Origin of the sequence: Sphingobacterium sp. UBA2610 (assembly GCF_002339225.1) — a bacterium.
Classification (GTDB): Bacteria; Bacteroidota; Bacteroidia; order Sphingobacteriales; family Sphingobacteriaceae; genus Sphingobacterium; species Sphingobacterium multivorum.
The window spans coordinates 252,754-277,385 of record NZ_DDKA01000011.1 but is presented as its reverse complement, the minus strand read 5'-3'; the positions used below and the strand labels follow the sequence as shown (position 1 = coordinate 277,385).

Here is a 24,632-nt window from a genome sequence, read left to right as displayed (position 1 = left end):
GCGGGATTTTAAATCCTGCCCGACCCACTTAAACCCTTCTTTTTTTCAGGATTCCTTCTTTCGAAGCAACCGTCCCTCCCTTGCGGAGTGGTGCAAAGATAGGGAGTTTACAGACAAACTTCCAAGCCTTTTGTTCTTATTTATTTCATTTTCCCCTTAACTGCCTATAACGGTGCGAGATTCTTTTTGTAAAACAGGTGATCGGAAGGCTGGAATGGCTGATTCCGGGGCAGAAGGGGGCCGAAAAGTGGTTTTGGCGTGGACTTCGTGGGAACCGGGACTTGATACAGGCTCTGCAGGGGAAACATGGGGGGCCTGGAAATTGGATCGTACCGCGGACATCCGCGGAACCGGAACTTGGTGCAGCTCCGCTGCGGAAACATGGATGGACATTGTATTGTTCGATCTTCCTAAGCCCGGGATCACTTTGTAGCCCGCTCGGCTCAATGCCCAATTGAAGATGGTGCGCACCGGCGCAGCAGATGGACGGGAACGGGAAGATCGCAGAACTCAGCACTCCGGATACCTTCTTTTGCAGCTATACTTTCCTACCTGTTTACTTAGGTTTAGTTTAGGTTTTATTTAGGTTTTGTTTAGGTATAGTATAGGTTATATCTAAATAAAACCTAACTTAATACTAAGCTAAATATAGACAAAAGCTAACCTAAGTAATAAGGCATCCTTAACTCTTCGTTATTTAGGGAAAGGTGGTTCCGCTCGGGGACAACGCTCCGGCTGCTGACAAAGGTCTGCAGGAACCTCCGACTACCCTCCCAGCCCTGCTTCGTACCATGGTCGGGGCAGATTTGCCCTGCAACCGTGTTCTGTCCGTGTTGAGTCCGTGTTGAGTCCGAGTCTAAGCCCGCATATACCCCGCTGCCAACACGGGCAAATGACGCTCCGAACGCGACCATATTCCCTGGATGCCCCTAAAAAAGGCCAACGCCAATCCGAACCGCAGCCGAAAAATTCCGCAGCGACGCTGCAACACGAAAATAACTCGGAAAAACACGCTATAAAGACAGACAAAATAACGATTCAAGGGTTCACATCAGATGGGGAATACCTCAATTTAACGATGAAGCGGAGCAGCCCTTGCTTCGGAATACCAACTCAAATGAAAAACTAGCATAGAAACGGATAAACATATAAGGATCTATATTATAAACTAGCCAACATAAAAAATGTACCGCCAACCATCAAAGCCTCATTTGGGCACAGTATTGGAAAATAACATAGATTCAAAAGTCAATAACTGTAAACTGCCGGTAGAACACTGCGAATAGCCAATATGCAAACGAAACCGTATATTCGTAAATAGCAAATTAAAATTTCCCTTATTTTGAACGGACTTTTCAAAATTTACAAAGTTGACGCCGATGAGGCACTGCGCATACAACAATCCAAAAACGAAATACACCAACATGATTTCGAGGAACTGATTATTGGTGTGGCAGGGAAACTCGAACATTTTATCGATTTTAAAACAAAAACCTACACCGCTCCATTTATAAGTTTTGTCACTCAGGGCAAAACGCACCGTGTCAAACCTCTTTTGCACAACAATAGCATTGAATTTTGGGTCATTCGATTTAAAAGTGAATTTATCCCCGAAACAACTTTCCAACTTTATACCCACTTTCATGAAAATGCGACATTGACCTTCGCCAGCCCCAACTGCTTTGGAAGATTGATAGTCTTGTGTGAGCTAATGCAGGAGGAATGCTTACAAACTACCGTAGATTATGCGGTTATCAAGCAGCTATTGAGCACCATCTTTACCATGATTGAATCTGAACGAAAAAAGCAATTTCCAGACAGCCAACAGCAATTAAAAAATCAGAGTACAACCTTCACAAGCTTTCTTTCCATACTGGAAGAGAATTATCGCCGCCCTGAAGGCGTTAATTTTTACGCAGAGAAGCTTTTTATGTCCGCAAGAAACCTAAATTTGATTTGTCAGAGCATATTACAACAAAGCGTTTCTGAGATTATCGAAACACGGAAACTTATTGAAGCAAAAAACCTCTTGTTGACAACGACTAAAACGATCTCGGAAATTGGTTTTGAACTCGGTTACCAAGATAAAGCCTACTTTACCAATGTCTTCAAAAAGAAAGCAGGCATGACGCCTTCGGAATTTAGAAATGAGATCCAAAAACTTATTTCCGAATAGCGTACAACAGATTTCCGAATAGTACAACAGATTGACAGGATAATGATACCGCCTAGCCAAACCCATCCCTTACCTTTGTAATAAAAATTGACGCAGTCACATCATATCAAATGCGTAGAAAGGATTTTATTAAAATTATGGCAACATTACCATTAGCTGGAGTAGCTCATAAAGCAAACTCTTTATATAAATTTTCCGAGGAACTGGAGGCAACGGACAAATTTCCGGTCTTATTTTTAGGACATGGAAGTCCCATGAACGCCATAGAGGACAACGAATTTGTCCGGGGATTCAAAAAAATTGGCCAAACTTTTGAAAAACCGAAGGCGATTCTTGTTGTCTCGGCACACTGGGAAACACGTGGAACATTTGTCACAGCGATGGAGCATCCCGCCACCATTCATGACTTTGGCGGTTTTCCCCAGGCATTATTTGATGTCCAATACCCAGCTCCAGGCAGCCCGGCGCTCGCTTTAGAAACACAGCGTATTGTCAGCAAAACAGACGTTCATCTCGACGACAAATGGGGGCTGGACCATGGATCATGGTCTGTAGTCAAACATCTATACCCTGATGCAGACGTTCCAATTATTCAAATGAGCATTGATTACACACAGCCTGCAGCATACCATTACGAGATTGCACAGCAATTAAACGCGCTAAGAAAAAAAGGGGTGCTCATTATCGGTAGCGGCAATATGGTGCACAACTTACGAATGGTCGCCTGGGACAAGCTCGATAAGGCAGGCTATGCGTATGAGTGGGCTACGATAGCCAATGAAAAAATGAAGAAATTTATTCAGAACGGCAACCATCAAGCGCTCATAGATTTCAGAAAACAGGGCAAAGAGTTCGACTTGGCAATTCCAACTCCTGAACATTACCTCCCTTTAATCTATACCTTAGGTTTACAGGAGAAAAATGACGAGCTGTTTCTCTTCAACGACAATTCAGTGGCGGGATCGCTGACCATGACTTCTTTGAAAATCGGATAAGCCTCCAGCATACCTCTTAGGGATATCCAAAACGAGCCGCCCATTCCATTGACCGAGTAAAAGACCAATGGAATGGGCTGTCTTAATATGGAATGGGCGGGTTTTACACTTCACTCCAACGAGCTGGAAATAATCTCGAAACTTCCATGACAAAATGCGCTTTGATTACAGCGCAAGGATCGATAAATTTGTTCAAAACAAAACAACGCACTTTAACTTAGCTCATGGCAACAAAACCTGTTATTGAAATTGAATATTGTCCAAAATGCAATTGGATGCTGCGTGCCGCTTATATGGCGCAGGAGGTGCTGAGTTCGTTCACGGATGAGATTCATGGCGTTACACTCATACCCAGCAAAATTGCAGGCCGTTATACCGTACGGGTAGCGGATCAGGAGATATTCGATCGAAAAAGAGCTGGTCGATTCCCCGAAATAACAGAACTCAAACAGCTCATCCGAGATCTAATTGCACCAGATAAATCCTTGGGTCATTCGGACAAATCTCCTTCATCCAACATTTAATTTAGCATAAATCGGATTTTAAAGACTTCTTTTTATTAGCAATTTTGTATAAATTAAATGAACAATCATGACTACTCAACAAGAAGTAGATTTTCAACGTATCGCCAAGGCCATACATTTCTTACAGGAAAACTTTAAGACGCAACCTACATTGGGTCAGATCGCTTCTCATGTTTACATGAGTGAAGCTCATTTTCAACGCATGTTTACCGCATGGGCTGGTACAAGCCCCAAGAAATTCTTACAGTACGTAAGTATAAATCATGCAAAATCATTGCTCAAGGAAAGTAATATCGCCGAAATTACCTATCAACTTGGTCTTTCCAGCAGCAGTAGACTTCATGAGCTATTTATCAATATTGAGGGAATGACTCCCGCTGAATATAAAAATGAAGGCTCCAATCTATTGATTTCCTACGCCTATTATCAGAGCTTATTCGGCACAATGCTAATTGCATCCACTTCAAAAGGTATTTGTCATATTGCCTATGCCGATGACAACTTAACAGCTTTTGACACCCTTCAACAACGCTTTCCGAACGCAACATATCGACAACAGGGAGATAGCATGCACGAGAATGCACTCAGCGCATTAAATCCCCAAGACAAAGATATCCGCCAGGTAAAATTACATTTAAAAGGCACTGATTTTCAATTGAAAGTCTGGGAAGCTTTATTAAAAATCCCTATGGGTAACTTAAGTACCTACGGTGCTATCGCTTCTCAAATCGGAAACCCCAAAGCTTCCCGTGCTGTCGGCACAGCTGTCGGTAGCAATCCGATAGCTTACCTTATCCCCTGTCATCGTGTTATACAAAACAGCGGTATATTTGGTGGTTACCGATGGGATCCAATGCGGAAAACAGCGATGATCGGATGGGAGACTTTGCATACGGCTATTTAATAAACACACACAATACGATAACATGGAACTTTTCGACAATCTCTTCGATGGCAATAGAAATCTACTCCCTTACGATGGGACTGTCAATTATTATGGTAAAATACTGCCTCCACAGAAAGCAAACCACTATTTTGATAGACTCATGGACTCGATCGAATGGGTAAATGACCGTGCTATTATTTTTGGAAACGAAATCGTCACCAAACGAAAAGTGGCTTGGTATGGCGACCAGGCTTTCGAATATAGCTATTCCAACACCACTAAAAGGGCGCTTCCCTGGACAAAAGAGCTTCTTGAGCTGAAAAAGATTGCCGAAGAACAAACACAGGAGACGTATAATTCCTGCCTGTTGAATCTTTATCACAATGGCGACGAAGGAATGGCCTGGCACAGTGACGGTGAAAAAGACCTTAAAAAAAATGGAGCAATTGCTTCTTTAAGCTTTGGTGCTGAACGAAAGTTTGCCTTTAAACACAAAACGAGCAAAGAAAAAATAGACCTCATCTTGGGCCATGGAAGTTTATTGGTGATGAAAGGTCTTACACAAACGTATTGGTTGCATCGGCTTCCACCGACAAAAAAAGCGTTCAGTGCACGAATTAATCTGACATTTCGAAGCATTGATCAGCTGTAGTCTTACAGGCCCAAGGTACGGCTTACAGGAATGGACACCTATTTGTAGGTAAACTTCACAACAGCATTCAGTCATTAATCGTGTCAACCTTTTCAAACATAAAGGCTGACACGATCGATCGGGTTATTTAATAACGTCCCAGCTGTTGTCCTTGGCTGTGTAATCCATAAAAATCCCTCCGTCCAAGGTAATATTTTTCACTTTTTTAGTCGAAGTCCACGTCAGGATTACCTGTTTTTCATTGTGTTGCCAAATTGACGGAGTTTGATGTTTTGTCTCCACCGATCCATCCGTATAGGTAATCAACACATCAAACGGAATTGCAAATCCCCCAACATTAGTGATCGTAAGTGTATTTTTACCGGCAAGCTGTTTAAAACCATTCACTTTAAGGTCGATGTAATTATTGGTAAAATACCAATTTTTCCAATACCAATTTAAATTTTGCCCAGCTCCGGCGTTGATGCTGTAAAAGAAGTCCCAAGGCGTCGGATGCTTTCCATGCCATAGCTCCATATAATGATGTAGTGCTTTTTTAAACAGTTGATCGCCCAGATAATCCCGCAATGCAATATAAGACAACGCGGCCTTGATGTAAGCATTGTTACCATAACCTAAACCACTTAACTGAGAGGTCATCGTAATCAGGGGTTGGTCTTCTTCTGTAGAGGGGTCAAAGATATAACGCTTTACACGGGCATCTTTGAAAAGTTCTTTATTTTTTTCGGCACCAATCTCCGCATTTCCGATCCAGAATTCCAATGCAGTAGCCCAACCTTCATCCATATAACCGTATCGCGTCTCATTGATACCCATGTAAAAAGGAAAATAAGTATGTGCAATTTCATGGTCTGCTGTTTGCCGTGCATCCACAAGATTATTTGGAACACTCGAATCGTTGATCATCATCGGATATTCCATATCTGCAAATCCCTGAACGGCTGTCATTGTTGGGTATGGATAGGTGACACCAGGCCAATTTTTAGAAAACCAGTCAATGCAGTATTGTTGCCAGACAATGTATTGTTCAAAATCTGGCGTTCCGGCGACATAACTAGATTGCACACTCACGCGCTTGCTTCCCAAATCTACACTCCCCCCGTCCCAGATATAATTGTCACTCACGCTGAAACAAAAATCAGGTACGTAGCTTGCTTTGAATTTCCACGTATTCCAGGCTTCTTGTGCTGTCACTTTGCCCGATTTCATTTCGGCATCTGTCGCGATATGTATTGGGGTATCGCTGACTTTTGATTTTTCGAAACGGTCCAGAATAGGTTTCTGCAGTACATCAGCCGCATTGTTCAATTCGCCTGTCGCCCAAACAACAAAGTTCTTCGGAACGGATATCTCAAATTGATAATCGTTGAAACCATTGTAGAATTCTTGTCGGCCATTATGTTCCAGAAGATCCCAGCCATTGTAATCGTCGTATACAGACACACGCGGATAAGAGTAAGCACAATAAAAGGTCGAAGCATTCAATAGCCCTTCACGGTCGCTTTCGACAGATAACGGATATTCCCAGCTAATGTCCAATGTTGCAGTGCTTCCCGGAAGGATTTTCTGCCCAAAATCACCTAACTTCACCGTTCCCCAGTCCTTGCTGTTTACGTCGTAAACTTGACCATTCAATTTAAACGATTTAATCTTTAGGCCCGAAGTCAGGTAATCGTCCGAAGCGTATGCCGCACGTACCGCATTAGGTTTGTGCACATTGTTCACAAATCGGATAGCCAAGCGTTTCAATGTATCAGGACTATGGTTTGTGTACAGAATAGTCTCTGTTCCACTCACCATCTTTGTAGCCGGATCCAATTGCACCCGCACATCATACTTTCCAAAATTCTGCCAATAGTTTTTTCCCGGTATGCCCGTTGTAGTACGGGTCCCCTTTGCGATCGCTTGCTGAATATTCCTTGGGGTATACAGTTCTTGTGCATGAGCAGCCCCTGTCAATAAAAGCAACGTCAATCCGTAATTCAATATAGTGCGTCCTATCATATCCTAGTTTAAATAATCAAACTAAGATAAATTTGCTGTGATTTGCAAGTTTAATTCTCCAGCTTCGCAAGAAAAATAAACTTCTCCAACACAATACCCTATTCGCATTTGTTCAACCATCAAAAAGACAGGCTCCAAGTGCCGGAGAAAACATTTTATTTTTTTTTACGTTTAGTTTTAAGATAAGCCCGAATGTATGCATCAACTTTTACGTTATAACGATTTCTTCCGATACGCTTTTTTAGGAATACTTTTAATTTCAATCCCTACACTCCTTGCAGCTCAAAATGATGTGAAAGCAGACTCTGTTGCACAGTACAAACAGCAGCGTGACTCTGCCTTGGCTAGTCAATACGATATATCGGATCTCATCGGAAGAATAATACATCCCAAACGAAAAAAGGAACATGCAAGTAAACGTTCTCCCATCACCTTAATGCCCAACATTGCCTACAACCCAACCATTGGTGGCCAGATTGGAATCAAGGCTGTCGCCGGGAAAGTACTAGGTGATCCCAAAACAACCACCATGTCGATCGCAGCGACATCCGCCTCGATCACCACGAAAAATATTATGGTCTTCTATATCAGCCACAATGTATTTACTCCGAACAATAAACTAAATTTTCAGGGTGCTTTTGCACTTGTCAAAATGGTGGCTTTAGACGCAGGGCTGGGCATGACTCCCCATGGAAAATGGAACAATGCCGATGAAGAGATTCTTGCCAACCCCGACCATAAGAAATACGGCGCAAAATATAATGCATTTACATTTAATGAAAAAGTCTATAAACGCATCGCCGACGGGCTATTTGTTGGGGCCGGACTGGCGTTTGACTTACGACGGAAAATAACCAGCAGCGGCCCGAATGGCAACGTTACGCCCAACACCATCTACACCGAAAAACATGGCTTCGAGCCCGACAGTTACAATTCCAACGGCCTATTGCTCAATATGCAATATATGACCAGAGACAATCCCAACAGGCCTTACAAGGGTATATATTCAGATATCGGTGTGCGATGGAACACAACGCTGCTGGGTAGCAGCAAAAGTGCAGTACAGCTTACCACCGACTTTCGCAAATACTTTAGTCTATCCCAGTCCGACCCAGCTCATGTACTCGCCTTCTGGTATTGGGGTTCCTATAAACTTGGTGGTACTCTGCCCTATTTTGATCTTCCAGGAACAGGAAGGGACGTAGCCGTCAGAAGCGGCCGCGGTTATACCATCGGTTATTTCAAAGGAATTTCTTTCGGTTATGCCGAAACAGAATACCGCTTCCCAATTTTAAAGAATCGCTTTTTGAGCGGAGCTGCTTTTTTTAACCTACAGACTGCCAACGACGAACTGGGCACCAAACTTTTTGAAAGGTGGCAACCTGGGGGTGGTGCCGGGTTGCGAGTTCTCTTTAACAAAGCAACACGCACAAATCTATGTCTGGACTATGCCTTTGGAAAATATGGTTCCCGTGGTTTCTTTTTGGGGCTGAATGAAGCTTTCTAATTCCAGGCTGCGGCAGCTTTCTTTGCCATAAAATAACTAAATTAGCCGATGTTATTGCTCTTTCGCTGCATGAAGAGTGACTGCATAAGCATTGACGATACTTCATCATGAATTTAAAAACCTTTTTTCTATACATTCCATTATGTTTAGGTCTCGTTTCCTGTCATCAGGCAAAGACGCCAACACCAACATCAACGAAAAGTGAAGACCAAAAGAAAGAACAAGTAGCCCTTCCTGCCTCCGCGTCGCTCCCATCGGATACGTCGAGCTACGATAGCCCGCGTTTTGAAGGCAGGGTAAAAGAACAAGCGCAGCAGTTAATGGAAATGAATGATGCCGGCCTCTTCGATAAACTTCATCAGAAGTTAACGACAACACTACCGGCGGACCAGAAGGATTATTTTCTTAGGCATCCTACCTTAGATGTTTTAGCGATCACCAAAGGGAATATCTTTGAAAATGGTGCCGATGACCTTGGGTATATTGTGTACAATAAAGATAATCATCGCATCGAAATCATCCTATTGGATCGTAAGAACAATACATTCAACACACTGTATAAAGAATTAAAAGTTGTCAATACCCTTCAAAATTTGGATTGTTCATCCAGCTTTGGATCGCTCGATTATCTTGTTGCTTCCGAACTGATTTACCAAGAGGATTATATTCGCCTAAACAATTCAAATTACCTGATTGACGACAACTCCTTTGAGGTGACCGATATTTCTACGAACAAAAACTTCGATTTGCAGCAGGGCTGTCTGAACAAAAACATCGCAAAAGATGCCATGGCCAACAGTCTTTGTGTACCGACCAGCTCCGTATACGCGAATTTTCAATGCTTAAAATACAATAAGAAAAAGCAGATTTTTGAAATTTATTTCAGTCAGGAATTTGCAGACTAAGCCGAACTAACCCGAACAATGAAAAGATATTACCTACTTGCTACCCTTGGTTTATGTAGCAAATTATATGCGCAAGAAGTGGATACTACAACTAATCGGCTAGAGCAAGTCGAAGTTAAAGCCTACTTCAATAAACAACCGCTCTTGCGATTGACTTCTTCTGCAGCTGTGTTAAGCAACCAAGCGATCCAATCCCAACAGTCGCCCTCTTTTGTTTCGGCAATGAACAGGGTACCGGGTTTACGGATGGAAGAACGTTCTCCTGGAAGTTACCGGCTTGCACTCCGCGGGAGTATGATCCGTTCACCTTTTGGTGTTCGCAATGTTAAAATCTATTTGGACGACTTTCCGCTTACTGACGCCGGCGGGAACACCTATCTTAACTTGCTCGATCCCTATGCAATCGAGCAAATCAATATCTTGAAAGGTCCGGACGGATCGATCTACGGGGCCAATTCAGGCGGTATACTCTCCTTATATAGTAAAGGATTTGATCAATCTGCAAAACCTGAAGTCAATCTCCAATTAACGGGGGGCTCCTACGGTCTTTTCCAGGAACAGCTCAATGCAATATTACCCCTCAGCCAAACTCAGCAACTTGCTATCAATCAGAGTTGGACGAGAAGTGACGGTTATCGCCAAAATTCAGCCTTAAACAAAAAGAATATCCAGCTCAATTACAATTGGCAATATGCAAAAACATCCGAATTAAAATTCACGGGGCTCTATTCGGATCTCGGTTACCAAACTCCGGGAGGGCTCACCGCAGCACAAATGGAAAGCGACCGCAGGCAAGCCCGGCCAAAGGGCGGACCAAATCCTGGTGCTGCTGAACAAAAAGCAGCAATCTACGATAAAACATTCTTTGGTGGACTGAGCAACCACACGCATCTCAGTTCTAAGATGACCTTATTCGCCAGTGTATTTGGTTCATCCAATCAGATCAAAAATCCCTTCATCACCAATTACGAGAAAAGAGATGAAAAGAATTTGGGAACGCGCCTGTATTTATCTTATGTCGATCTGTTGAGCCAAGATTTAAAATACGAAGTACAACTGGGCTTGGAAGCGCAAAAGGGATGGTATGCTATTGACAATTATGACAACGCCCAAGGTGTCGCTACCGATCCTCAGGCCAAGGACAAATTGGAAAACAGTCAGCAATCATTTTTTGCACGCACCCAACTGGAATGGCTAGAGCGTCTCCAGGTAGAGCTGTCGCTCGGATTAAATGAGAATAAAATTGGCTACCAGCAACGTTATCCTGTCGCACAAGAAAACAAAGAAAATATTGATTTCGGGAGTACATGGATGCCACGAGCAGCACTATCCTATTTGATCACTCCAATGCTTGCACTTAGAGCATCGATTTCTAAAGGTTTCTCTGCACCAACTGTTGCTGAAGTCCGCTCGTCAGACAATACAATTAATACGATGCTGAAACCAGAAACAGGTACAAACCATGAATTTGGGCTTCGTTGGCATTTGTGGAATCGCCGGATTATTTTAGATGCAGCGGCCTACACGTATCAAATGAACAATGCCATCATCCGACAGGTACGGGATAATGGTGCTGAATATTTTCAAAATGCGGGTAAAATAAACCAAAAGGGATTGGAAGCCTCGCTATTCATGTATTTGATTAGGCCTCAAACAACCGGTATGGTCCGTAGCCTACAGCTGACCAGCAATTTTTCCTTCAATGACTACAGTTTCAAAACCTATCAGGTAGGCGACAAAAACTATAAGAACAATAAACTCCCTGCAGTTCCTAAAACAGTATGGGTAAATTCGTTGAATATACTTTTCCCGAATGAATTCCAACTGGATCTTCTTTCCAATTTAACAGCAGCCATACCACTGGATGATGCAAACACTGTTTATGCCAAACGGTATCATCTTTTGCAAGCCAAATTATCTTGGAGCAAATCTGTCTGTTCACGGCATAAAATCAGGCTTTTTGTTGGGGCCGACAATCTGCTCAATGAAAAATATAGTCTTGGAAACGATATCAATGCTTTTGGAGGACGGTATTTTAATCCTGCCCCTTTACGTAATTATTATGGCGGAATGAGTTTTAATTTTTAACCAAGCATCATGGAATTCCATCAGTATACATTGACCGATATCGATTTCACCAAGGTGAGCCGTTATTCTTATTTTCCTTGGATGGACCTGACACTGGCCCATTTTCAGGTCAATGCGATGGAAATGGAGGTCAATCAGGCAACTTTTCGGGTACTGGAGAATTATACCGATTTTGAAGTGATGATCATCCATACGTTGCCCACAACAGCCGTCTTTTGCAATTGTCCACAAACAGGATTCTGCCGTCATCAAAAGGCGGCTTTAGGTAAACTATTTACACAGGAGAATTGGCTGGCATTTTTTGATCACAACCGCTATCAGCATCTCCTCAAGAAGGTTGCGGCACAATATGGACTGGAAAAGGAATCGTCTTTAGAAAACTATTTTTCAGCCCAGATCAAAGCAGGGAAGCTTGAGTTTCTATTAAAAGACAAACAGCTAACCTCCATTGATGACTTTGATCTAGTGGAGGAATCTCTTATCCCAAAAAAGGTCAAGACGACGGCCGAACAGCAGCATTATTTTGTGGTGTTAACGCGCAACCGGTACTACAAAAATCTACAAATACTCCTGTGTCAAGCTCCAATGACGAAATCCGGCCTACCTAAAAATCCGATTTCCGCCAGTGAGAGCCAGTCCCGTATCTGGCAAAGCAGCTCGATTGAGGAAATGCAATTTTACACCGCTGTTTACCAATTTTCTCAAGCTGTACAACAGGATATCGAAATCAGCTCCAGTCTGAAGGCGGTTGCAAAAAATCCGTTACACCTCGATTTTTATCTGCATGACTATGAAAAATCCGACAATATAACAGCCTCCACCTTATCGCCGGTTCAATTTAACCTAAACAAAGGTGAAATTAAGCTCTTCATTACAAAAAAAGGTGCGTTTTATACCATTCAAGGAGAAATTCATATTCATACGATAGCCTACAATTTACAGGATTTAGTCGTTCTTTTGGACCATTTCATTCTCATCAAAAATCAGCTTTTTCTGATTGAAAATAGATTTCACCTCAAGTTGATCCGTTTGTTTGGCAACAAAGGTGAGCAATTGTTGATCCATCAGCGTAAGTTCGAAGAATTCAACAGGTTGTTTTTGGAACAGATAGCACATTCCGTGGAGTTAAATTTTAAAGATATTCCCAAAGCAAGCAAGCCACAGTTGAAGGAAAATCTGTATTATCAGGACATGCAGCCATTTTTGTTTCTGGAAGAATCGGAAGATTTTGTCAACCTTATTCCTGTCATGCGTTATGGTGAGGTCGAAATTCCTATTTTAAGTAAGCGGAATATATTTGGTACAGACAGCAAGGGTACACAATTTTTGGTCGATCGGAAACGTGAAGCTGAAACAAAAGTTATTTCCCTGTTACTGAAGCAGCATCCCTATTTTCAGGAGCAAATGGATGAAGGAAGCTTTCAGCATTTTTATTTGCATCGCAAATACTTTCTGGACAGTAACTGGTTTCTGGATGCTTTTGAGGAGTGGCAACATCAGGGTATACAGATCATCGGATTTAATACGTTACGTGGAAATAAATTAAGCCGTTTTAAGGGAAAAATACATGTGGAGGTCCTCAGTGGACAAAATTGGTTCAACGCCAATATACAGGTCAAATTTGGCCCCAAAAGTGTCTCCCTAAAAAAACTTGAAAAGGCAGTACGGAACCGCTCGCAATTCATCACCTTGGATGACGGCACCCAGGGCATTTTACCGCAACAGTGGCTCGATAAATTTGAAGCCTATTTTAATGCAGCAGAATCGATAGCTGATGATTTCATTGAAATTCCAAAATACAAATTCAATGAAATCGATCAACTATTTGATCAGGCGGAGCTAGACCCCATCGTGTTGGCGGAGCTCAGCACGTTGAGAAAGCAGCTCGCTAATTTTTCTTCGCTATCCGAGGTCCAGCTACCTCCAACTTTTGTCGGAAACTTACGCCCTTATCAGCAACAAGGACTACAATGGCTGCATTTCTTGGATGGGCGTAACTTTGGCGGCTGTCTTGCCGATGACATGGGACTTGGCAAAACGATCCAAATATTAGCCTTTCTGGCTACTCAAAAAGCAAAGGGACAATCTGCACCAACATTACTTGTACTTCCCACGACCTTAATTTTTAATTGGCGGCATGAAATCCAGCAATTCCTTCCATCTTTCCAGACGTTGGTTTTAGATGGTCCAAATAGAATGGAAAAAGGGATGCAGTTTGAACAATATGACCTTGTTTTAATTTCTTATCACAACCTGCTGACGGATATCAATATGCTGAAAAAAATAACCTTCAATTATGTCATATTGGACGAATCGCAGCAAATCAAAAACCCGGATTCCCAGCGATACAAAACGGTAAATTTATTAAAATCAAGAAATCGCATTATTTTAACAGGAACTCCTATCGAGAATAATACGATGGATCTTTATGCCCAGCTTTCCTTTATTGTGCCGGGGCTACTAGGAAGCAAAAAATATTTCAAAGATGTCTATACGACTCCTATTGATGCTTTCCATGACCGCAAGAGAAAAAAAATGCTGAAAGAGAAAATAAAGCCTTTCATTCTCCGTAGAACAAAACAGGATGTATTACGTGATCTTCCTGCAAAAAATGAACTGATCCTTTACTGTGAGATGAAAACCGCCCAACGGCGAATTTATGATCTTTATGAAAAAGAGTTTCGGGATTTTATCTCAGCCAAAGATGGCGATGAAATCAAGAAAAGCCCCATGCATGTCCTAAAAGGTCTAACAAAATTGCGTCAGATATGTAATTCAAGCAAACTTCTCCAAAACGAAGATCTGACTACCGCTGCGGACTCTGCCAAAATCGAAATGCTTATCGAGCAGATTCAGCATAAAAAAGACCAGCACAAAATGATCGTGTTTTCACAGTTTGTCAGTATGCTCAACCTGATTAAAGAGGCTTTGGATAAACAGGGGATTCGCGCGTTGATGCTCACGGGCCAGTCCAAAAATCGAGGTAAATTGGTTAGTGACTTTCAATCCGACAAGGATATCCCCGTTTTTCTGGTTAGTCTAAAAGCCGGTGGTACCGGACTTAATCTTACCGCAGCCGATGTAGTGTACCTGGTAGACCCCTGGTGGAATCCTGCTGTTGAACAACAGGCGATCGACAGGATCTATCGCATGGGGCAACAAAAGACGGTTACCGCTGTTCGATTAATCAGCCCTAACACGGTCGAAGATAAAATTCAGACCTTACAGCAAAATAAAAAGGAAATTAGCAACAGTATTCTGGATGAGGGCGGAAGTTTAGATGCCTTTTATCTCGACAAAAGCTATTTAATGAATTTGCTACGCTAAACTATTGAAATCAAAAAAGGGGACATCGATCGATGTCCCTTTTTTGTTTTCAGCTGCTCTTTATTTTTTGTCAGAAATGTACGTTTTGTTACCATTTCCGTTGATATAATATTTGCCACCTTTTGGACCGAGATATATTGTATGGCCGTTGTATTTTTCACTTGTTGCTTTATCAGTTGTTGCTACGGCATCCTTTTTAACAGCAGTGGCTTGTTTTTCAGCTTTAGCACTTTCTTTTTTCACGGCTTTTTCCTTCGCTTCCATTGGTGCTGCTGGCGCTGTTTTTGTATCAGCCATCTTTTTCGTCTGCGTTGACTTTTCCTTGACCGCAACTTCCTTCTTCGCTGTAGCTTTCACCGGCGCTGCCTTCGTTTTCGTTTCGGCCTCGTTGGCTTTAGTCTTTACTTTTTGTTCAGACTTTTTGGCTTCTTTTTCCATTTTTTTAGGAGCCGTTTGTGCATAGGATTGTCCCAATCCGACTGCAGCGATCAAAGCTAATGCAGCTGTGATTTTTTTGAAACGATTTATTGCTTTCATAACCCAATTGTTATTTAAATAATTGTAAATAAAAGCACAATACAAATGCCATATTTCGATTTAATTACCTGAAAAAATATTTTTTACAAATTTTTAACTTAGCCAAGGAATTATTCGACAACTTGTTTTCTAAATTTCGAATCAATTATATATTTTATCCCCTTTGCATCTATAAATACGGGCTTTCCATGGTAGTGCTCATTGCTCCTTCGATCAATGGCAACACGATACCGGGTGGGTGAACTAGTGGAGCTGTAGGTTATATTTCCAACCGATTCTCCAGGGCTCACGATTACTTCCGAACCTTCATATACGCGCTCACTCACCCTGCCCGTAAAACGCTGTTTTCCCGTTGACGTTTTTATTTTCTCCTGTTGCTCGGGCTCCTTATCAATCGGCGCGTCCAAGGTCATCACATCGACCTGTGGGCTTAAAGGGAAGAATGGATCTACCCACTGATATACAAAATGATAATCGGTTTCCAAGTTATTAAAAGCGTGCATTTGCTGCGCCCTTACAACACTTATCCCACCTCCTAAAATCAGCAGTGGCAGTAGGCAACGTCTAAAGAAGATTAATTCAACTCTTAACATATCTTTTTTTCCTTTCGTTTAGGTGCTCCCAAATAAAATGCCATCTCTCTCTAAAGCATCCATCTTTAACACATTTTTAACTAAAGCAATTTAGTTTGATATTTAACTATTTTATATTTAACTTTGTACTATGAAAAACGAATCCATGAATCCAGTAAAACCCTTAGTGGATAGTATCATTGCTTTGCGAACGAGCTTAAAACAATACTATATCCAGAAAATAAAGGAACAGCAATTGGATATCACCTATGAAATGTTGCAAGTATTGGCAGCACTGTGGAAAAAGGAGCAAATGAATCAGCAAGATATAGCCACAGCAATACAGAAGAACAAAGCAAGTGTCACTCCGCTGATCGATAATCTTTGTAAACGGGATCTGGTTAGACGCGTCAGCGATCCCAATGACAGGCGAAATAATTTAATCGAATTAACGGTAAAGGGAAACGAATATAGGACATTATTAGACCCTGTCCAACAAGACCTCTACCGTGTGATCCTGCAGGAGATATCAGAAAAAAAAGTATTGGAAATTACAGAAACTCTCGAAAAATTGACCGCAATTATTGATAAGCAATAGTATCGGGAGCCTTGATTTTCAGAAAAAAAGAAGATAAATAATTGAGTCATGAGCAATTCAACATTAAGTGAGAAAGAAATAAAACGAAGGCGGAAGATATGGATCATCAACATCCTATCTGCAGTCGTCATTGTGTTTACCATTATCTGGGGTATCTTAGTCTTTTTCCACATCAACGAATCTGTTTATACAGATGATGCCCAGGTAGATGCCCATATTACCCCTATAAATTCGCGTATCAGCGGTTATATCAAAGCAATTCGATTTGATGAGCATCAAAAAGTTCACAAAGGCGATACACTCGTCATTATTGATGATGCGGAGTACAGAATTTTATTACAAAATGCACAAGCCACTCTTGCCGATGCCAAAGCAAGTAAAACTATATCGCAATCTGGAATTGCCATTGCCAGCAATAGTACTGCGATAGCAAATGCCAATATCGATGAGATGAGAGCCCGGCTAGATAATATGGAATTGAATTATAGGCGTTACGAGAGTCTGGTGAAAGATGAAGCAGTAGCGCAATATCAATTCGATCAGGTAAAAGCAGATTATGAGGCCATGTTAGCCAAATATAAGGCACTTTTGGCGCAAGAGCGTGTATCGAAACTTAACACACATGAGTCTGAACAGAAGCTGTCGGTCAATGATGCCTCATTACTAAAGGCCGAATCTGCGATTGATCTAGCCAAGTTAAACCTTTCGTATACGGTTATCACGGCACCGTACGACGGTGTATTGGGACGGCGGACGATTGAAGAGGGTCAATTGGTGCAAAACGGTACGCCATTGGTCAATATTGTACGTGATGAGCAGAAATGGATTACCGCAAATTATACCGAAAGTCAACTAAAAAATATTGCCCTCGGGGCAAAAGTCAACATTGAAATTGATGCATTGGCCGGGAAGACATTTGAAGGTGAAGTAGCCGCCATATCCGAAGCAACAGGATCTAAGTATTCTGCTGTTCCGGTTGACAATTCTACGGGGAACTTTGTTAAGGTACAACAGCGCATTCCGGTTAGAATTAATTTTACAGCATCCAATACCCCAAAAGATCTCGCCATGCTTCGCGTAGGTATGAATGCTATCATACGTATTAAATAATCATGAAAGATCGTATATTCAGAGATTGGTTGAGTTCAGGTTGGGAATTGTTGTTTCTGTTTGTACTCAATATTTTATTTTCGTTCAATAATGGAATCCCAACATCCATTAACACGTATGTCATGAATGGATACGCCGGTATCACTGCAGATCTGAGTATGGCTACATATTGTTATTATGCAGGAATGGTATGTGCCATACCACTGGTATTTAGGTTGTTGAAATTATTTTCCAAAAAGACGATATTAATTGTATCTATCTTCATTATCCTCGCTTCCAATGCGGTTTTGGAACATGCTAATAATGGTGTTAACATCTGTATGGCCACATTTTTTATCGGGAGTGCCAAGATTATTGTCACGATGGCTATCATTGGGGAAATGATCCCTTTTCTCATGCCACGTGGAGAACGGTATCAATTATATGCAGTCTACTACCCCATGACAATGATCATTCCTGCCTTGGCAAGTTATGTATCTGTTCTATTTGCAACACGTTTCTATTGGGAAACTGTCTTTTTATTTCAAAATATACTACTTGCAGTAGCGTTGTTAATCTGCATCATCTTTATGAAATCGTCAGATTTTAAAAAGGTACCGCTGTATCAATATGACTGGTTTGGAAGTATTTTACTTTGTATTTCATTATTGAATTTTGCCTATTTCAGCACATATGGTCTGACACAAAATTGGTTTCATTCCAGGTTTATTTTGGTCACCGGAATCGCATCGCTCTGTTTTTTTATACTTTTTATAAATAGAAGTGTACTAATCCGAAAATCACTCTTAAATTTTGAAGCCTTTTCAACACGGATTCTGCCTATCTCCATTGGAACAATTTTTATTTTCGGCATTTTTTATAGCTCGACCTCGCTGTACTCCTCCCTTTTGGGAATTACGCTTGGTACAAACCCCTTGGAAGTCGCCGAAATAAATACCTATGTAATTCCTGGTTATATGATCGGCGCAGTAATCGCTTATATATATTTCAAAATAACAAAGAAATGCAAGTTCATTTTGGCATTCTCCGCAGCGTGTTATGCCCTATCTTGCTTTTTCTTTGCAAGGATTATTGACCAACATACAAACTCGGCTTTGTTCTATCTCCCTTTGACATTAAGAGGAATGGGCGTGATCACTTCCTACATTGGAATAGGCGTATATATGGCCGGCAATATTCCCAGTAAATATTACCTCTCTGGCTTAGTATTTTTGATTCTTACACGTTCATTTTTGGTGCCTGTAGTCTGGTCAAACATCATTGCCAATTGGTATTACCACCTACAGATCCTTAATGCCAATAATCTTGCTGGTATAATCGATCGAACAAATAGCTTGGTGCTACAAAGAGGAAATATAATGAAATCGGTCCAAGTCCAAGCCTCGCTACTATCCATACGCGACGCCTACTCCGGGCTATTTATTATCGGGGTAATCCTAACGTTATTCATCTTAATCTTCCCTTTTCATTCTTCGCCTATACGAAGAGTTTTCGACTGGAAGAGAAAAAATGCAACGAAAGAAGCTTTGCAAATTCCTATTTCTTAGTTAACTGTTATAAATTTCAGTAATATACTTGAATACGATACGCTCAGCGATTGCGTACTTATCGAAAAGTGTACGGAGATCGTCATAGAGCGTTTTGTTTTCAGCCTGCTCTTTTGGAAAATAGGATGATGAACGTACTCTTCCCAAGAACGACCGAAGATCCAATATCTGTTGGTTTGGCAAGGTTATTTTGATCATTGGACGTGGTGAAAAAAATTGTTTGAGATCATCGTCACTGATATTTTTGTGACTGACAGATTGATAGCTTGGTATATGGCTGAGCAGAAAATCTTCGTATTCCTGTTGAAAAGCGTCGTCCGGATCACGCTGGTTCCAAACCAACACAATATGTCCATTTTCGGTGAGGATGCGGGCGAACTCCCTTTTACATGCATCCCGATCAAACCAATGAAACGATTGACCCGCAAAAATAAGATCGACACAGCCAGACTCAATGGATGTACTTTCGCCGGTGGCATTCAGCGCGATTAAATTCCGATAGGTTTTAAAATGATGCAATAAAGATTCACGCATTTTCCGATTGGGTTCAACAGCAAAAACGTCATTTCCATTTTCGAGAAAAAGTTGCGTAGATAGCCCAGTGCCACTACCAATATCGGCAACCAACCATTTTTTATCCAGCCCTATCTGTTCTTTAAGTACTTGAATAATCTCTTTTGGATAACAAGGTCTAAATTTCTCGTAATCGACAACCCGGTCTGTGAATCTATCAATACTGTTTTTGTTCATACTAAGAATTACTGTAACTAGTCGATTATACCTTCGTCTTTAAAACTATAATAGCCGTTATCGGTAAAGATTAAATGATCGGCAACTCTAATATCCATAATTTTAGAGGCTTCAACAATTTTTTGCGTCAGAATTTTGTCAGCATTGCTGGGATACAAGGTGCCCGATGGGTGGTTATGAACTAAAATAATGGCATGTGCTTTAAGGCTGAGTGCGGAGCGTAAAATTATCCGGACATCGACCGGCGTAAAATCATTACCACCACGGCCGATGAGCTGTTTGTCCAATATTTTATACCCCGTATTCAAATACAGAGTCCAAAACTCTTCATGAGGCAGATCCTGCAGGATGGGTTTCATCAAGTTGTAAACGAAGCGGCTGCTATTTACCAGCTTTCGTTCTTCTGCAGGCAGGTCGTTTTTGCGGCGGGCGAGCTCCAATGCCGCAATAATGGCGATGGCTTTTGCTTCACCTATCCCTTTATATAGGCTCAGTTCCGAGACCTCCATCATCGAAAGGGTGTGCAGGTTATTTTTGACATCAGCCAATATGCGTCGACATAATTCGACAGCACTTTCATTTTTGGAACCAGAGCCGATCAGGATAGCCAATAATTCGGCATCTGTAAGCGCCCTACGCCCCTGGCTCAATAGCTTCTCTCTCGGGCGGTCGGCCTCTGCCCACTCCCGAATGACTAGTTTGTACGGATTTGACATCTAAAGTTAATTATAATTGGCTAGCGTACATAAATATACAAAAAATAGCTAATTAATATCCTGAGAAATACACAATCTATCAATTAAAAAAAATTGGCAATCGCGATTTACTTCACATTTCACTCTGAAACGTTATCTTTGTATTTCATAAAAATTTTTGAATATGAGTAAAGCGATTATTAAAACAGAAAAAGGCGACATGACTGTGGAGTTCTACACAGCTGATGCTCCAAATACAGTAGCCAATTTTATCAAACTTGCTAAATCAGGATATTATGATGGATTAGCGTTTCACCGTGTGATCCCTGATTTCGTTATCCAAGGTGGATGTCCAAATTCACGTGAAGGTGCTGCTGGAATCCCTGGAACAGGTGGACCTGGTTATAAAATTGACTGTGAACTAACAGGCGAAAACCAATACCACGATAGAGGTGTATTGTCTATGGCTCATGCAGGTCGTAATACAGGTGGTTCGCAATTTTTCATCTGTCATAGCCGTAACAACACTGCGCACTTAGATCGTAACCATACTTGTTTTGGAAAAGTAATCGAAAACGTAGACATCGTTGACGATATCAGACAAGGTGACCGTATTTTATCAATTGAAGTTATCGAAGATTAATTCTTGGAGATTTAAATAATATTAAAATGAATTTAAGAGCATTAGTATCCGTAACTGGTAAACCAGGATTGTTCAAATTGGTTGGACAAAATAAAGGTGGTTTTATTCTAGAAACCCTTGATCAAGCAAAAATTAAAACTGTAGTAAGTTTATCTTCTACAAAAATGGCGACTTTGGAAGATATCACAATCTATGGTGAAGAAGAAGAAATTCGTCTATTGAATATTTTTGAAACAATCAAAGAGAAAGGCATCGCTCTACCAGATACAAAATCTGATGGCGCTACTTTAAGAAATTTCTTCCGTGAAGTAGCTCCTGGCCATGATGAATCACGTGTTTATTCTTCGGATATTAAAAAGGTTATCACATGGTATAACATTATCAAGGAATTCCCTTTATTTGAAGAAGAAGCACCAGCTCCTTTAATGTAAACTTTTACATATAGCCCAAATAAAAAAGGAGTTGATCAAATGATCAACTCCTTTTTTATGGTGTTTTCTTTTCAATGATGTTTCCTTGATGTGTTGTTTCCTAATGAAACACTACATAAAGTACATTTTTTTCGATGTTCTTTTGATCCTTGGCCCCATCAAGCTTAACATGTGCTTTTGTTACCTCAAATTCTTTGGGTTCAAATTTCTTTTCGACAACGGCAGTGGTCGTAAAGCGCAAAAGGGAATTTTCATCCGCATTGAGATAGGCATCAATTTCAAGTATGCCTTCGTTTTCGTCAAACACATAAGGATGCAACACATTGATTCCTTTCGGAATACGTGGACTTTTCCAGACAACAAATTTAGGGAGCGTCTTATCGCTTGCATCAATTTTATTGTAAATAGCCTGCTGACAGGTAATTCCGGCAATTACTTTTGTTTTTCCGGTCTTATCGATCATATACTCTTTGGGATTTATGCGTATCTGCACTTTCGCCAATCCATTAAGTCTCCCTTCAGGATAGTTCAGCCCTACATGGATAGCCTCATTTTCGCTATTTGCTAGAAAAACCTCGCCTAAGCCTTTGTTATAATTCACATAATTTTCCAGGCGGTAAGTCAGGCCTTCAGCATTCGATTTTGCTTGCTGTTGATCAAATTTAATTTCCATCTTGCGTAAAGGAACAAGCATCAGCTCCATGCGCTGCAGGGGATTTTCAATTTCAAAGCTATCTTTCTTTATCTGTTCCGCCTGAGGTAGTGCGGATATCGCTTTCCACAATGCAGCAGGTGAACTATCATTGGTCAGATTCATCAACTTGATCAGTTCAGCAAAAGGCATATTAGGAAAAGTAACTTTTTGTACGATTACCGCAGCATTGATCCGTTTAGAAGAGCGGATATCCGTTGTTGTATTTGATTCTTCATGTAGCTTAACCTCTTTAGGTGTAGAGGATTGACAATTGTGAAAAAGAAGCACTATGCCTAATAATGGGAAAACTAAGGCGTACTTTTTTAGATATTTTTTCATATCTATAGCTGTTTAAATGTAGTATAGACAAATTTACCTTATTTGACGCAGATATCACAAAAAAAGCCCCAGAATTTATATCCGGAGCTTCTTTTATCTTACACTAGCACATAGGCTATTCGCTTTAATTAATGACCTTTTGGTTCGGCATCGATACGTTTAATATCTGCTCCTAATTTACGCAAGCGTTCTTCGATATCTTGATAGCCACGTTCAATCTGTTCGATATTGTGGATCACAGATTTTCCTTTAGCAGATAGGGCTGCAATCAATAAAGAAACCCCGGCACGAATATCTGGCGAAGTCATCTCAATACCTCTCAGATGATGTGATTTATTCAGTCCAATAACGGTTGCGCGGTGCGGATCGCACAAGATAATCTGAGCCCCCATATCGATCAATTTGTCCACGAAGAACAAACGGCTCTCGAACATTTTTTGGTGGATCAATACGTTTCCTTTTGCCTGAGTCGCCACAACAAGTACGATACTTAATAAATCGGGCGTAAAACCTGGCCAAGGTGCATCTGAAATCGTCAGGATAGATCCATCGATAAATGTATCGATTTCATACGATTCTTGCGCTGGAATAAAAATATCATCACCGCGTAATTCAAACTTGATGCCTAAGCGCGAAAATACAGATGGAATAACACCCAGTTCTTCAAAACAGACATCTTTAATGGTGATTTCTGAACCTGTCATTGCTGCAAGGCCGATGAAAGAACCTATTTCAATCATATCAGGCAACATGCGGTGTGAAGTTCCCCCCAGACGCTCTTCGCCTTCGATGGTCAACAAATTAGATCCAATACCGGATATTTTAGCCCCCATGCGATTCAACATCTTACATAGTTGTTGTAAATAAGGCTCACAAGCAGCGTTGTATATCGTTGTTGTCCCTTTTGCCAATACAGCAGCCATCACGATATTTGCCGTACCCGTTACAGAAGCTTCGTCCAAAAGGATATAACTTCCTTTTAACTCCGTTGCATCAACGTTAAAAAAATGGGTAGTCGCATCGTACACAAACTTAGCACCCAATTTTTCAAAACCCAAAAAGTGGGTATCTAATCGTCTACGTCCGATTTTATCACCCCCCGGTTTCGGAATAGCGGCTTTTCCGAATCGAGCCAACAAAGGACCGACAATCATGATAGAGCCACGCAACCCACCGCCTTTTTCTTTAAATTCGGGTGACTGGAAATAGTCTATATTTATATCTTTAGCTTCAAAAACGTATGTGTCCTTATCTATGCGATCAATTTTAACACCTAAAGCAGCCAATAGATCGATCAACTTATTGACATCCTTAATATCTGGGATATTACTGATGGTCATAGGTTCTTCTGTCAGTAAAACTGCAGAAAGGATCTGTAAGGCCTCATTTTTTGCTCCTTGAGGAATAATCTCTCCCTTTAACGGTTTTCCACCGATTATTTCAAATGCGTTCATTTATATATAAGTGATATCTTCTTAGTGTCATACCCCTGTTCTTGTATTTGTCTCGGGATATTTAGCCTTCCGCCCAACATACCGGGATCGGAGACCAAAGAACCTTGTTTTTTTATAAAACAGCGCGATTCTTAAAAAAAGAAGGCAATTGTAAAGAAATCTGTTAATCACTTCGCAATTGCCTGCTTCTTTAAACAA

At 41.1% G+C, this 24,632-nt stretch carries 22 protein-coding genes; 15 read left to right on the top strand and 7 right to left on the bottom strand.

The window, feature by feature from the left end; all coding sequences use genetic code 11:
* The first annotated feature begins 172 nt into the window (after nt 1-172).
* From B4Z47_RS08710 to B4Z47_RS08685, 6 genes are all read left to right on the top strand, one after another.
* Nucleotides 173-433 (top strand): hypothetical protein, encoded by a 261-nt coding sequence (locus B4Z47_RS08710; protein ID WP_147281990.1) that lies wholly within the window; start codon nt 173-175, stop codon nt 431-433.
* A 909-nt stretch (nt 434-1,342) separates the two neighbouring features.
* A complete protein-coding gene (locus B4Z47_RS08705) occupies nt 1,343-2,176 on the top strand; it encodes an AraC family transcriptional regulator (protein WP_115046872.1) in 834 nt (277 codons plus the stop codon).
* A gap of 137 nt (nt 2,177-2,313) precedes the next feature.
* Nucleotides 2,314-3,171 carry a 4,5-DOPA dioxygenase extradiol gene (gene ygiD, locus B4Z47_RS08700; RefSeq protein ID WP_201649532.1) on the top strand — a complete coding sequence of 286 codons (858 nt, stop codon included), beginning with the start codon at nt 2,314-2,316 and terminating at the stop codon, nt 3,169-3,171.
* Between the two features lie 224 nt (nt 3,172-3,395).
* Nucleotides 3,396-3,695, top strand: a complete 300-nt coding sequence (locus B4Z47_RS08695) for a SelT/SelW/SelH family protein (protein ID WP_115046868.1) — start codon at nt 3,396-3,398, stop codon at nt 3,693-3,695.
* Nucleotides 3,696-3,762: 67 nt separating this feature from the next.
* Nucleotides 3,763-4,599 carry a bifunctional transcriptional activator/DNA repair enzyme AdaA gene (locus tag B4Z47_RS08690; protein WP_115046866.1) on the top strand — a complete coding sequence of 279 codons (837 nt, stop codon included), beginning with the start codon at nt 3,763-3,765 and terminating at the stop codon, nt 4,597-4,599.
* 22 nt (nt 4,600-4,621) lie between these two features.
* Nucleotides 4,622-5,233, top strand: a complete 612-nt coding sequence (locus B4Z47_RS08685) for an alpha-ketoglutarate-dependent dioxygenase AlkB family protein (protein ID WP_070565957.1) — start codon at nt 4,622-4,624, stop codon at nt 5,231-5,233.
* 123 nt (nt 5,234-5,356) lie between these two features.
* On the opposite strand, the gene B4Z47_RS08680 is transcribed toward B4Z47_RS08685, so the two are convergent.
* On the bottom strand, nt 5,357-7,237 hold the full coding sequence (locus B4Z47_RS08680) for a M1 family metallopeptidase (protein ID WP_236590875.1): 1,881 nt from the start codon (nt 7,235-7,237) through the stop codon (nt 5,357-5,359).
* A gap of 196 nt (nt 7,238-7,433) precedes the next feature.
* On the opposite strand from B4Z47_RS08680, the gene B4Z47_RS08675 reads away from it, so the two are divergent.
* The 4 genes from B4Z47_RS08675 to B4Z47_RS08660 all read left to right on the top strand — a co-directional run bounded on the left by B4Z47_RS08675 (nt 7,434) and on the right by B4Z47_RS08660 (nt 15,064).
* Entirely contained in the window at nt 7,434-8,744 is a 1,311-nt protein-coding gene (locus B4Z47_RS08675) for a BamA/TamA family outer membrane protein (RefSeq protein ID WP_115046865.1), read from the top strand.
* Nucleotides 8,745-8,851: 107 nt separating this feature from the next.
* Nucleotides 8,852-9,649 carry a hypothetical protein gene (locus tag B4Z47_RS08670; RefSeq protein WP_115046863.1) on the top strand — a complete coding sequence of 266 codons (798 nt, stop codon included), beginning with the start codon at nt 8,852-8,854 and terminating at the stop codon, nt 9,647-9,649.
* An 18-nt stretch (nt 9,650-9,667) separates the two neighbouring features.
* Nucleotides 9,668-11,737, top strand: coding sequence for a TonB-dependent receptor (locus B4Z47_RS08665; RefSeq protein ID WP_115046861.1), 2,070 nt, complete (start codon nt 9,668-9,670; stop codon nt 11,735-11,737).
* A gap of 9 nt (nt 11,738-11,746) precedes the next feature.
* Nucleotides 11,747-15,064 carry a DEAD/DEAH box helicase gene (locus tag B4Z47_RS08660; protein WP_286727174.1) on the top strand — a complete coding sequence of 1,106 codons (3,318 nt, stop codon included), beginning with the start codon at nt 11,747-11,749 and terminating at the stop codon, nt 15,062-15,064.
* 60 nt (nt 15,065-15,124) lie between these two features.
* On the opposite strand, the gene B4Z47_RS08655 is transcribed toward B4Z47_RS08660, so the two are convergent.
* Both B4Z47_RS08655 and B4Z47_RS08650 read right to left on the bottom strand, forming a co-directional pair.
* The gene (locus B4Z47_RS08655) at nt 15,125-15,601 is read right to left on the bottom strand and encodes a hypothetical protein (protein WP_115046859.1); all 477 of its coding nucleotides are present in this window, start codon (nt 15,599-15,601) and stop codon (nt 15,125-15,127) included.
* Between the two features lie 110 nt (nt 15,602-15,711).
* Complete coding sequence (locus B4Z47_RS08650; RefSeq protein ID WP_139144989.1) at nt 15,712-16,194, bottom strand: hypothetical protein; 483 nt, start codon at nt 16,192-16,194, stop codon at nt 15,712-15,714.
* A 130-nt stretch (nt 16,195-16,324) separates the two neighbouring features.
* Here B4Z47_RS08650 and B4Z47_RS08645 point away from each other — a divergent pair, with 130 nt between their 5' ends.
* The 3 genes from B4Z47_RS08645 to B4Z47_RS08635 are packed head-to-tail and all read left to right on the top strand — an operon-like array spanning nt 16,325 to nt 19,428.
* A complete protein-coding gene (locus B4Z47_RS08645) occupies nt 16,325-16,771 on the top strand; it encodes a MarR family winged helix-turn-helix transcriptional regulator (protein WP_083295940.1) in 447 nt (148 codons plus the stop codon).
* A 48-nt stretch (nt 16,772-16,819) separates the two neighbouring features.
* Nucleotides 16,820-17,881: an HlyD family secretion protein gene (locus tag B4Z47_RS08640; protein ID WP_083295941.1), complete on the top strand. Its 1,062-nt coding sequence runs from the start codon at nt 16,820-16,822 to the stop codon at nt 17,879-17,881.
* Nucleotides 17,882-17,883: 2 nt separating this feature from the next.
* Entirely contained in the window at nt 17,884-19,428 is a 1,545-nt protein-coding gene (locus tag B4Z47_RS08635) for an MFS transporter (protein WP_115046857.1), read from the top strand.
* Here B4Z47_RS08635 and B4Z47_RS08630 read toward each other — a convergent pair whose 3' ends face one another.
* Together B4Z47_RS08630 and radC are read right to left on the bottom strand one after the other, a co-directional pair.
* Nucleotides 19,429-20,178, bottom strand: coding sequence for a class I SAM-dependent methyltransferase (locus B4Z47_RS08630; protein WP_115046855.1), 750 nt, complete (start codon nt 20,176-20,178; stop codon nt 19,429-19,431).
* A 17-nt stretch (nt 20,179-20,195) separates the two neighbouring features.
* The gene (gene radC, locus B4Z47_RS08625) at nt 20,196-20,894 is read right to left on the bottom strand and encodes a RadC family protein (protein ID WP_070565979.1); all 699 of its coding nucleotides are present in this window, start codon (nt 20,892-20,894) and stop codon (nt 20,196-20,198) included.
* 163 nt (nt 20,895-21,057) lie between these two features.
* Here radC and B4Z47_RS08620 point away from each other — a divergent pair, with 163 nt between their 5' ends.
* Together B4Z47_RS08620 and B4Z47_RS08615 are read left to right on the top strand one after the other, a co-directional pair.
* Nucleotides 21,058-21,516, top strand: coding sequence for a peptidylprolyl isomerase (locus B4Z47_RS08620; RefSeq protein WP_046671802.1), 459 nt, complete (start codon nt 21,058-21,060; stop codon nt 21,514-21,516).
* A gap of 26 nt (nt 21,517-21,542) precedes the next feature.
* Complete coding sequence (locus B4Z47_RS08615) at nt 21,543-21,947, top strand: DUF5606 domain-containing protein (protein WP_070565981.1); 405 nt, start codon at nt 21,543-21,545, stop codon at nt 21,945-21,947.
* Between the two features lie 100 nt (nt 21,948-22,047).
* Here B4Z47_RS08615 and B4Z47_RS08610 read toward each other — a convergent pair whose 3' ends face one another.
* Both B4Z47_RS08610 and murA read right to left on the bottom strand, forming a co-directional pair.
* Nucleotides 22,048-22,980: a hypothetical protein gene (locus B4Z47_RS08610; RefSeq protein WP_115046853.1), complete on the bottom strand. Its 933-nt coding sequence runs from the start codon at nt 22,978-22,980 to the stop codon at nt 22,048-22,050.
* Between the two features lie 128 nt (nt 22,981-23,108).
* The gene (murA, locus tag B4Z47_RS08605; protein WP_115046851.1) at nt 23,109-24,434 is read right to left on the bottom strand and encodes a UDP-N-acetylglucosamine 1-carboxyvinyltransferase; all 1,326 of its coding nucleotides are present in this window, start codon (nt 24,432-24,434) and stop codon (nt 23,109-23,111) included.
* Between the last annotated feature and the right edge of the window lie 198 nt (nt 24,435-24,632).

What these genes read in the sequence shown, in the direction of transcription:
- ygiD (WP_201649532.1), top strand. Translation starts at nt 2,314, where the DNA reads ATGGCAACATTACCATTAGCTGGAGTAGCTCATAAAGCAAACTCTTTA.
- B4Z47_RS08695 (WP_115046868.1), top strand. Translation starts at nt 3,396, where the DNA reads ATGGCAACAAAACCTGTTATTGAAATTGAATATTGTCCAAAATGCAAT.
- B4Z47_RS08690 (WP_115046866.1), top strand. Translation starts at nt 3,763, where the DNA reads ATGACTACTCAACAAGAAGTAGATTTTCAACGTATCGCCAAGGCCATA.
- B4Z47_RS08685 (WP_070565957.1), top strand. Translation starts at nt 4,622, where the DNA reads ATGGAACTTTTCGACAATCTCTTCGATGGCAATAGAAATCTACTCCCT.
- B4Z47_RS08680 (WP_236590875.1), bottom strand. Translation starts at nt 7,237, where the DNA reads ATGATAGGACGCACTATATTGAATTACGGATTGACGTTGCTTTTATTG.
- B4Z47_RS08675 (WP_115046865.1), top strand. Translation starts at nt 7,434, where the DNA reads ATGCATCAACTTTTACGTTATAACGATTTCTTCCGATACGCTTTTTTA.
- B4Z47_RS08670 (WP_115046863.1), top strand. Translation starts at nt 8,852, where the DNA reads ATGAATTTAAAAACCTTTTTTCTATACATTCCATTATGTTTAGGTCTC.
- B4Z47_RS08665 (WP_115046861.1), top strand. Translation starts at nt 9,668, where the DNA reads ATGAAAAGATATTACCTACTTGCTACCCTTGGTTTATGTAGCAAATTA.
- B4Z47_RS08660 (WP_286727174.1), top strand. Translation starts at nt 11,747, where the DNA reads ATGGAATTCCATCAGTATACATTGACCGATATCGATTTCACCAAGGTG.
- B4Z47_RS08655 (WP_115046859.1), bottom strand. Translation starts at nt 15,601, where the DNA reads ATGAAAGCAATAAATCGTTTCAAAAAAATCACAGCTGCATTAGCTTTG.
- B4Z47_RS08650 (WP_139144989.1), bottom strand. Translation starts at nt 16,194, where the DNA reads ATGTTAAGAGTTGAATTAATCTTCTTTAGACGTTGCCTACTGCCACTG.
- B4Z47_RS08645 (WP_083295940.1), top strand. Translation starts at nt 16,325, where the DNA reads ATGAAAAACGAATCCATGAATCCAGTAAAACCCTTAGTGGATAGTATC.
- B4Z47_RS08640 (WP_083295941.1), top strand. Translation starts at nt 16,820, where the DNA reads ATGAGCAATTCAACATTAAGTGAGAAAGAAATAAAACGAAGGCGGAAG.
- B4Z47_RS08635 (WP_115046857.1), top strand. Translation starts at nt 17,884, where the DNA reads ATGAAAGATCGTATATTCAGAGATTGGTTGAGTTCAGGTTGGGAATTG.
- B4Z47_RS08630 (WP_115046855.1), bottom strand. Translation starts at nt 20,178, where the DNA reads ATGAACAAAAACAGTATTGATAGATTCACAGACCGGGTTGTCGATTAC.
- radC (WP_070565979.1), bottom strand. Translation starts at nt 20,894, where the DNA reads ATGTCAAATCCGTACAAACTAGTCATTCGGGAGTGGGCAGAGGCCGAC.
- B4Z47_RS08620 (WP_046671802.1), top strand. Translation starts at nt 21,058, where the DNA reads ATGAGTAAAGCGATTATTAAAACAGAAAAAGGCGACATGACTGTGGAG.
- B4Z47_RS08615 (WP_070565981.1), top strand. Translation starts at nt 21,543, where the DNA reads ATGAATTTAAGAGCATTAGTATCCGTAACTGGTAAACCAGGATTGTTC.
- B4Z47_RS08610 (WP_115046853.1), bottom strand. Translation starts at nt 22,980, where the DNA reads ATGAAAAAATATCTAAAAAAGTACGCCTTAGTTTTCCCATTATTAGGC.
- murA (WP_115046851.1), bottom strand. Translation starts at nt 24,434, where the DNA reads ATGAACGCATTTGAAATAATCGGTGGAAAACCGTTAAAGGGAGAGATT.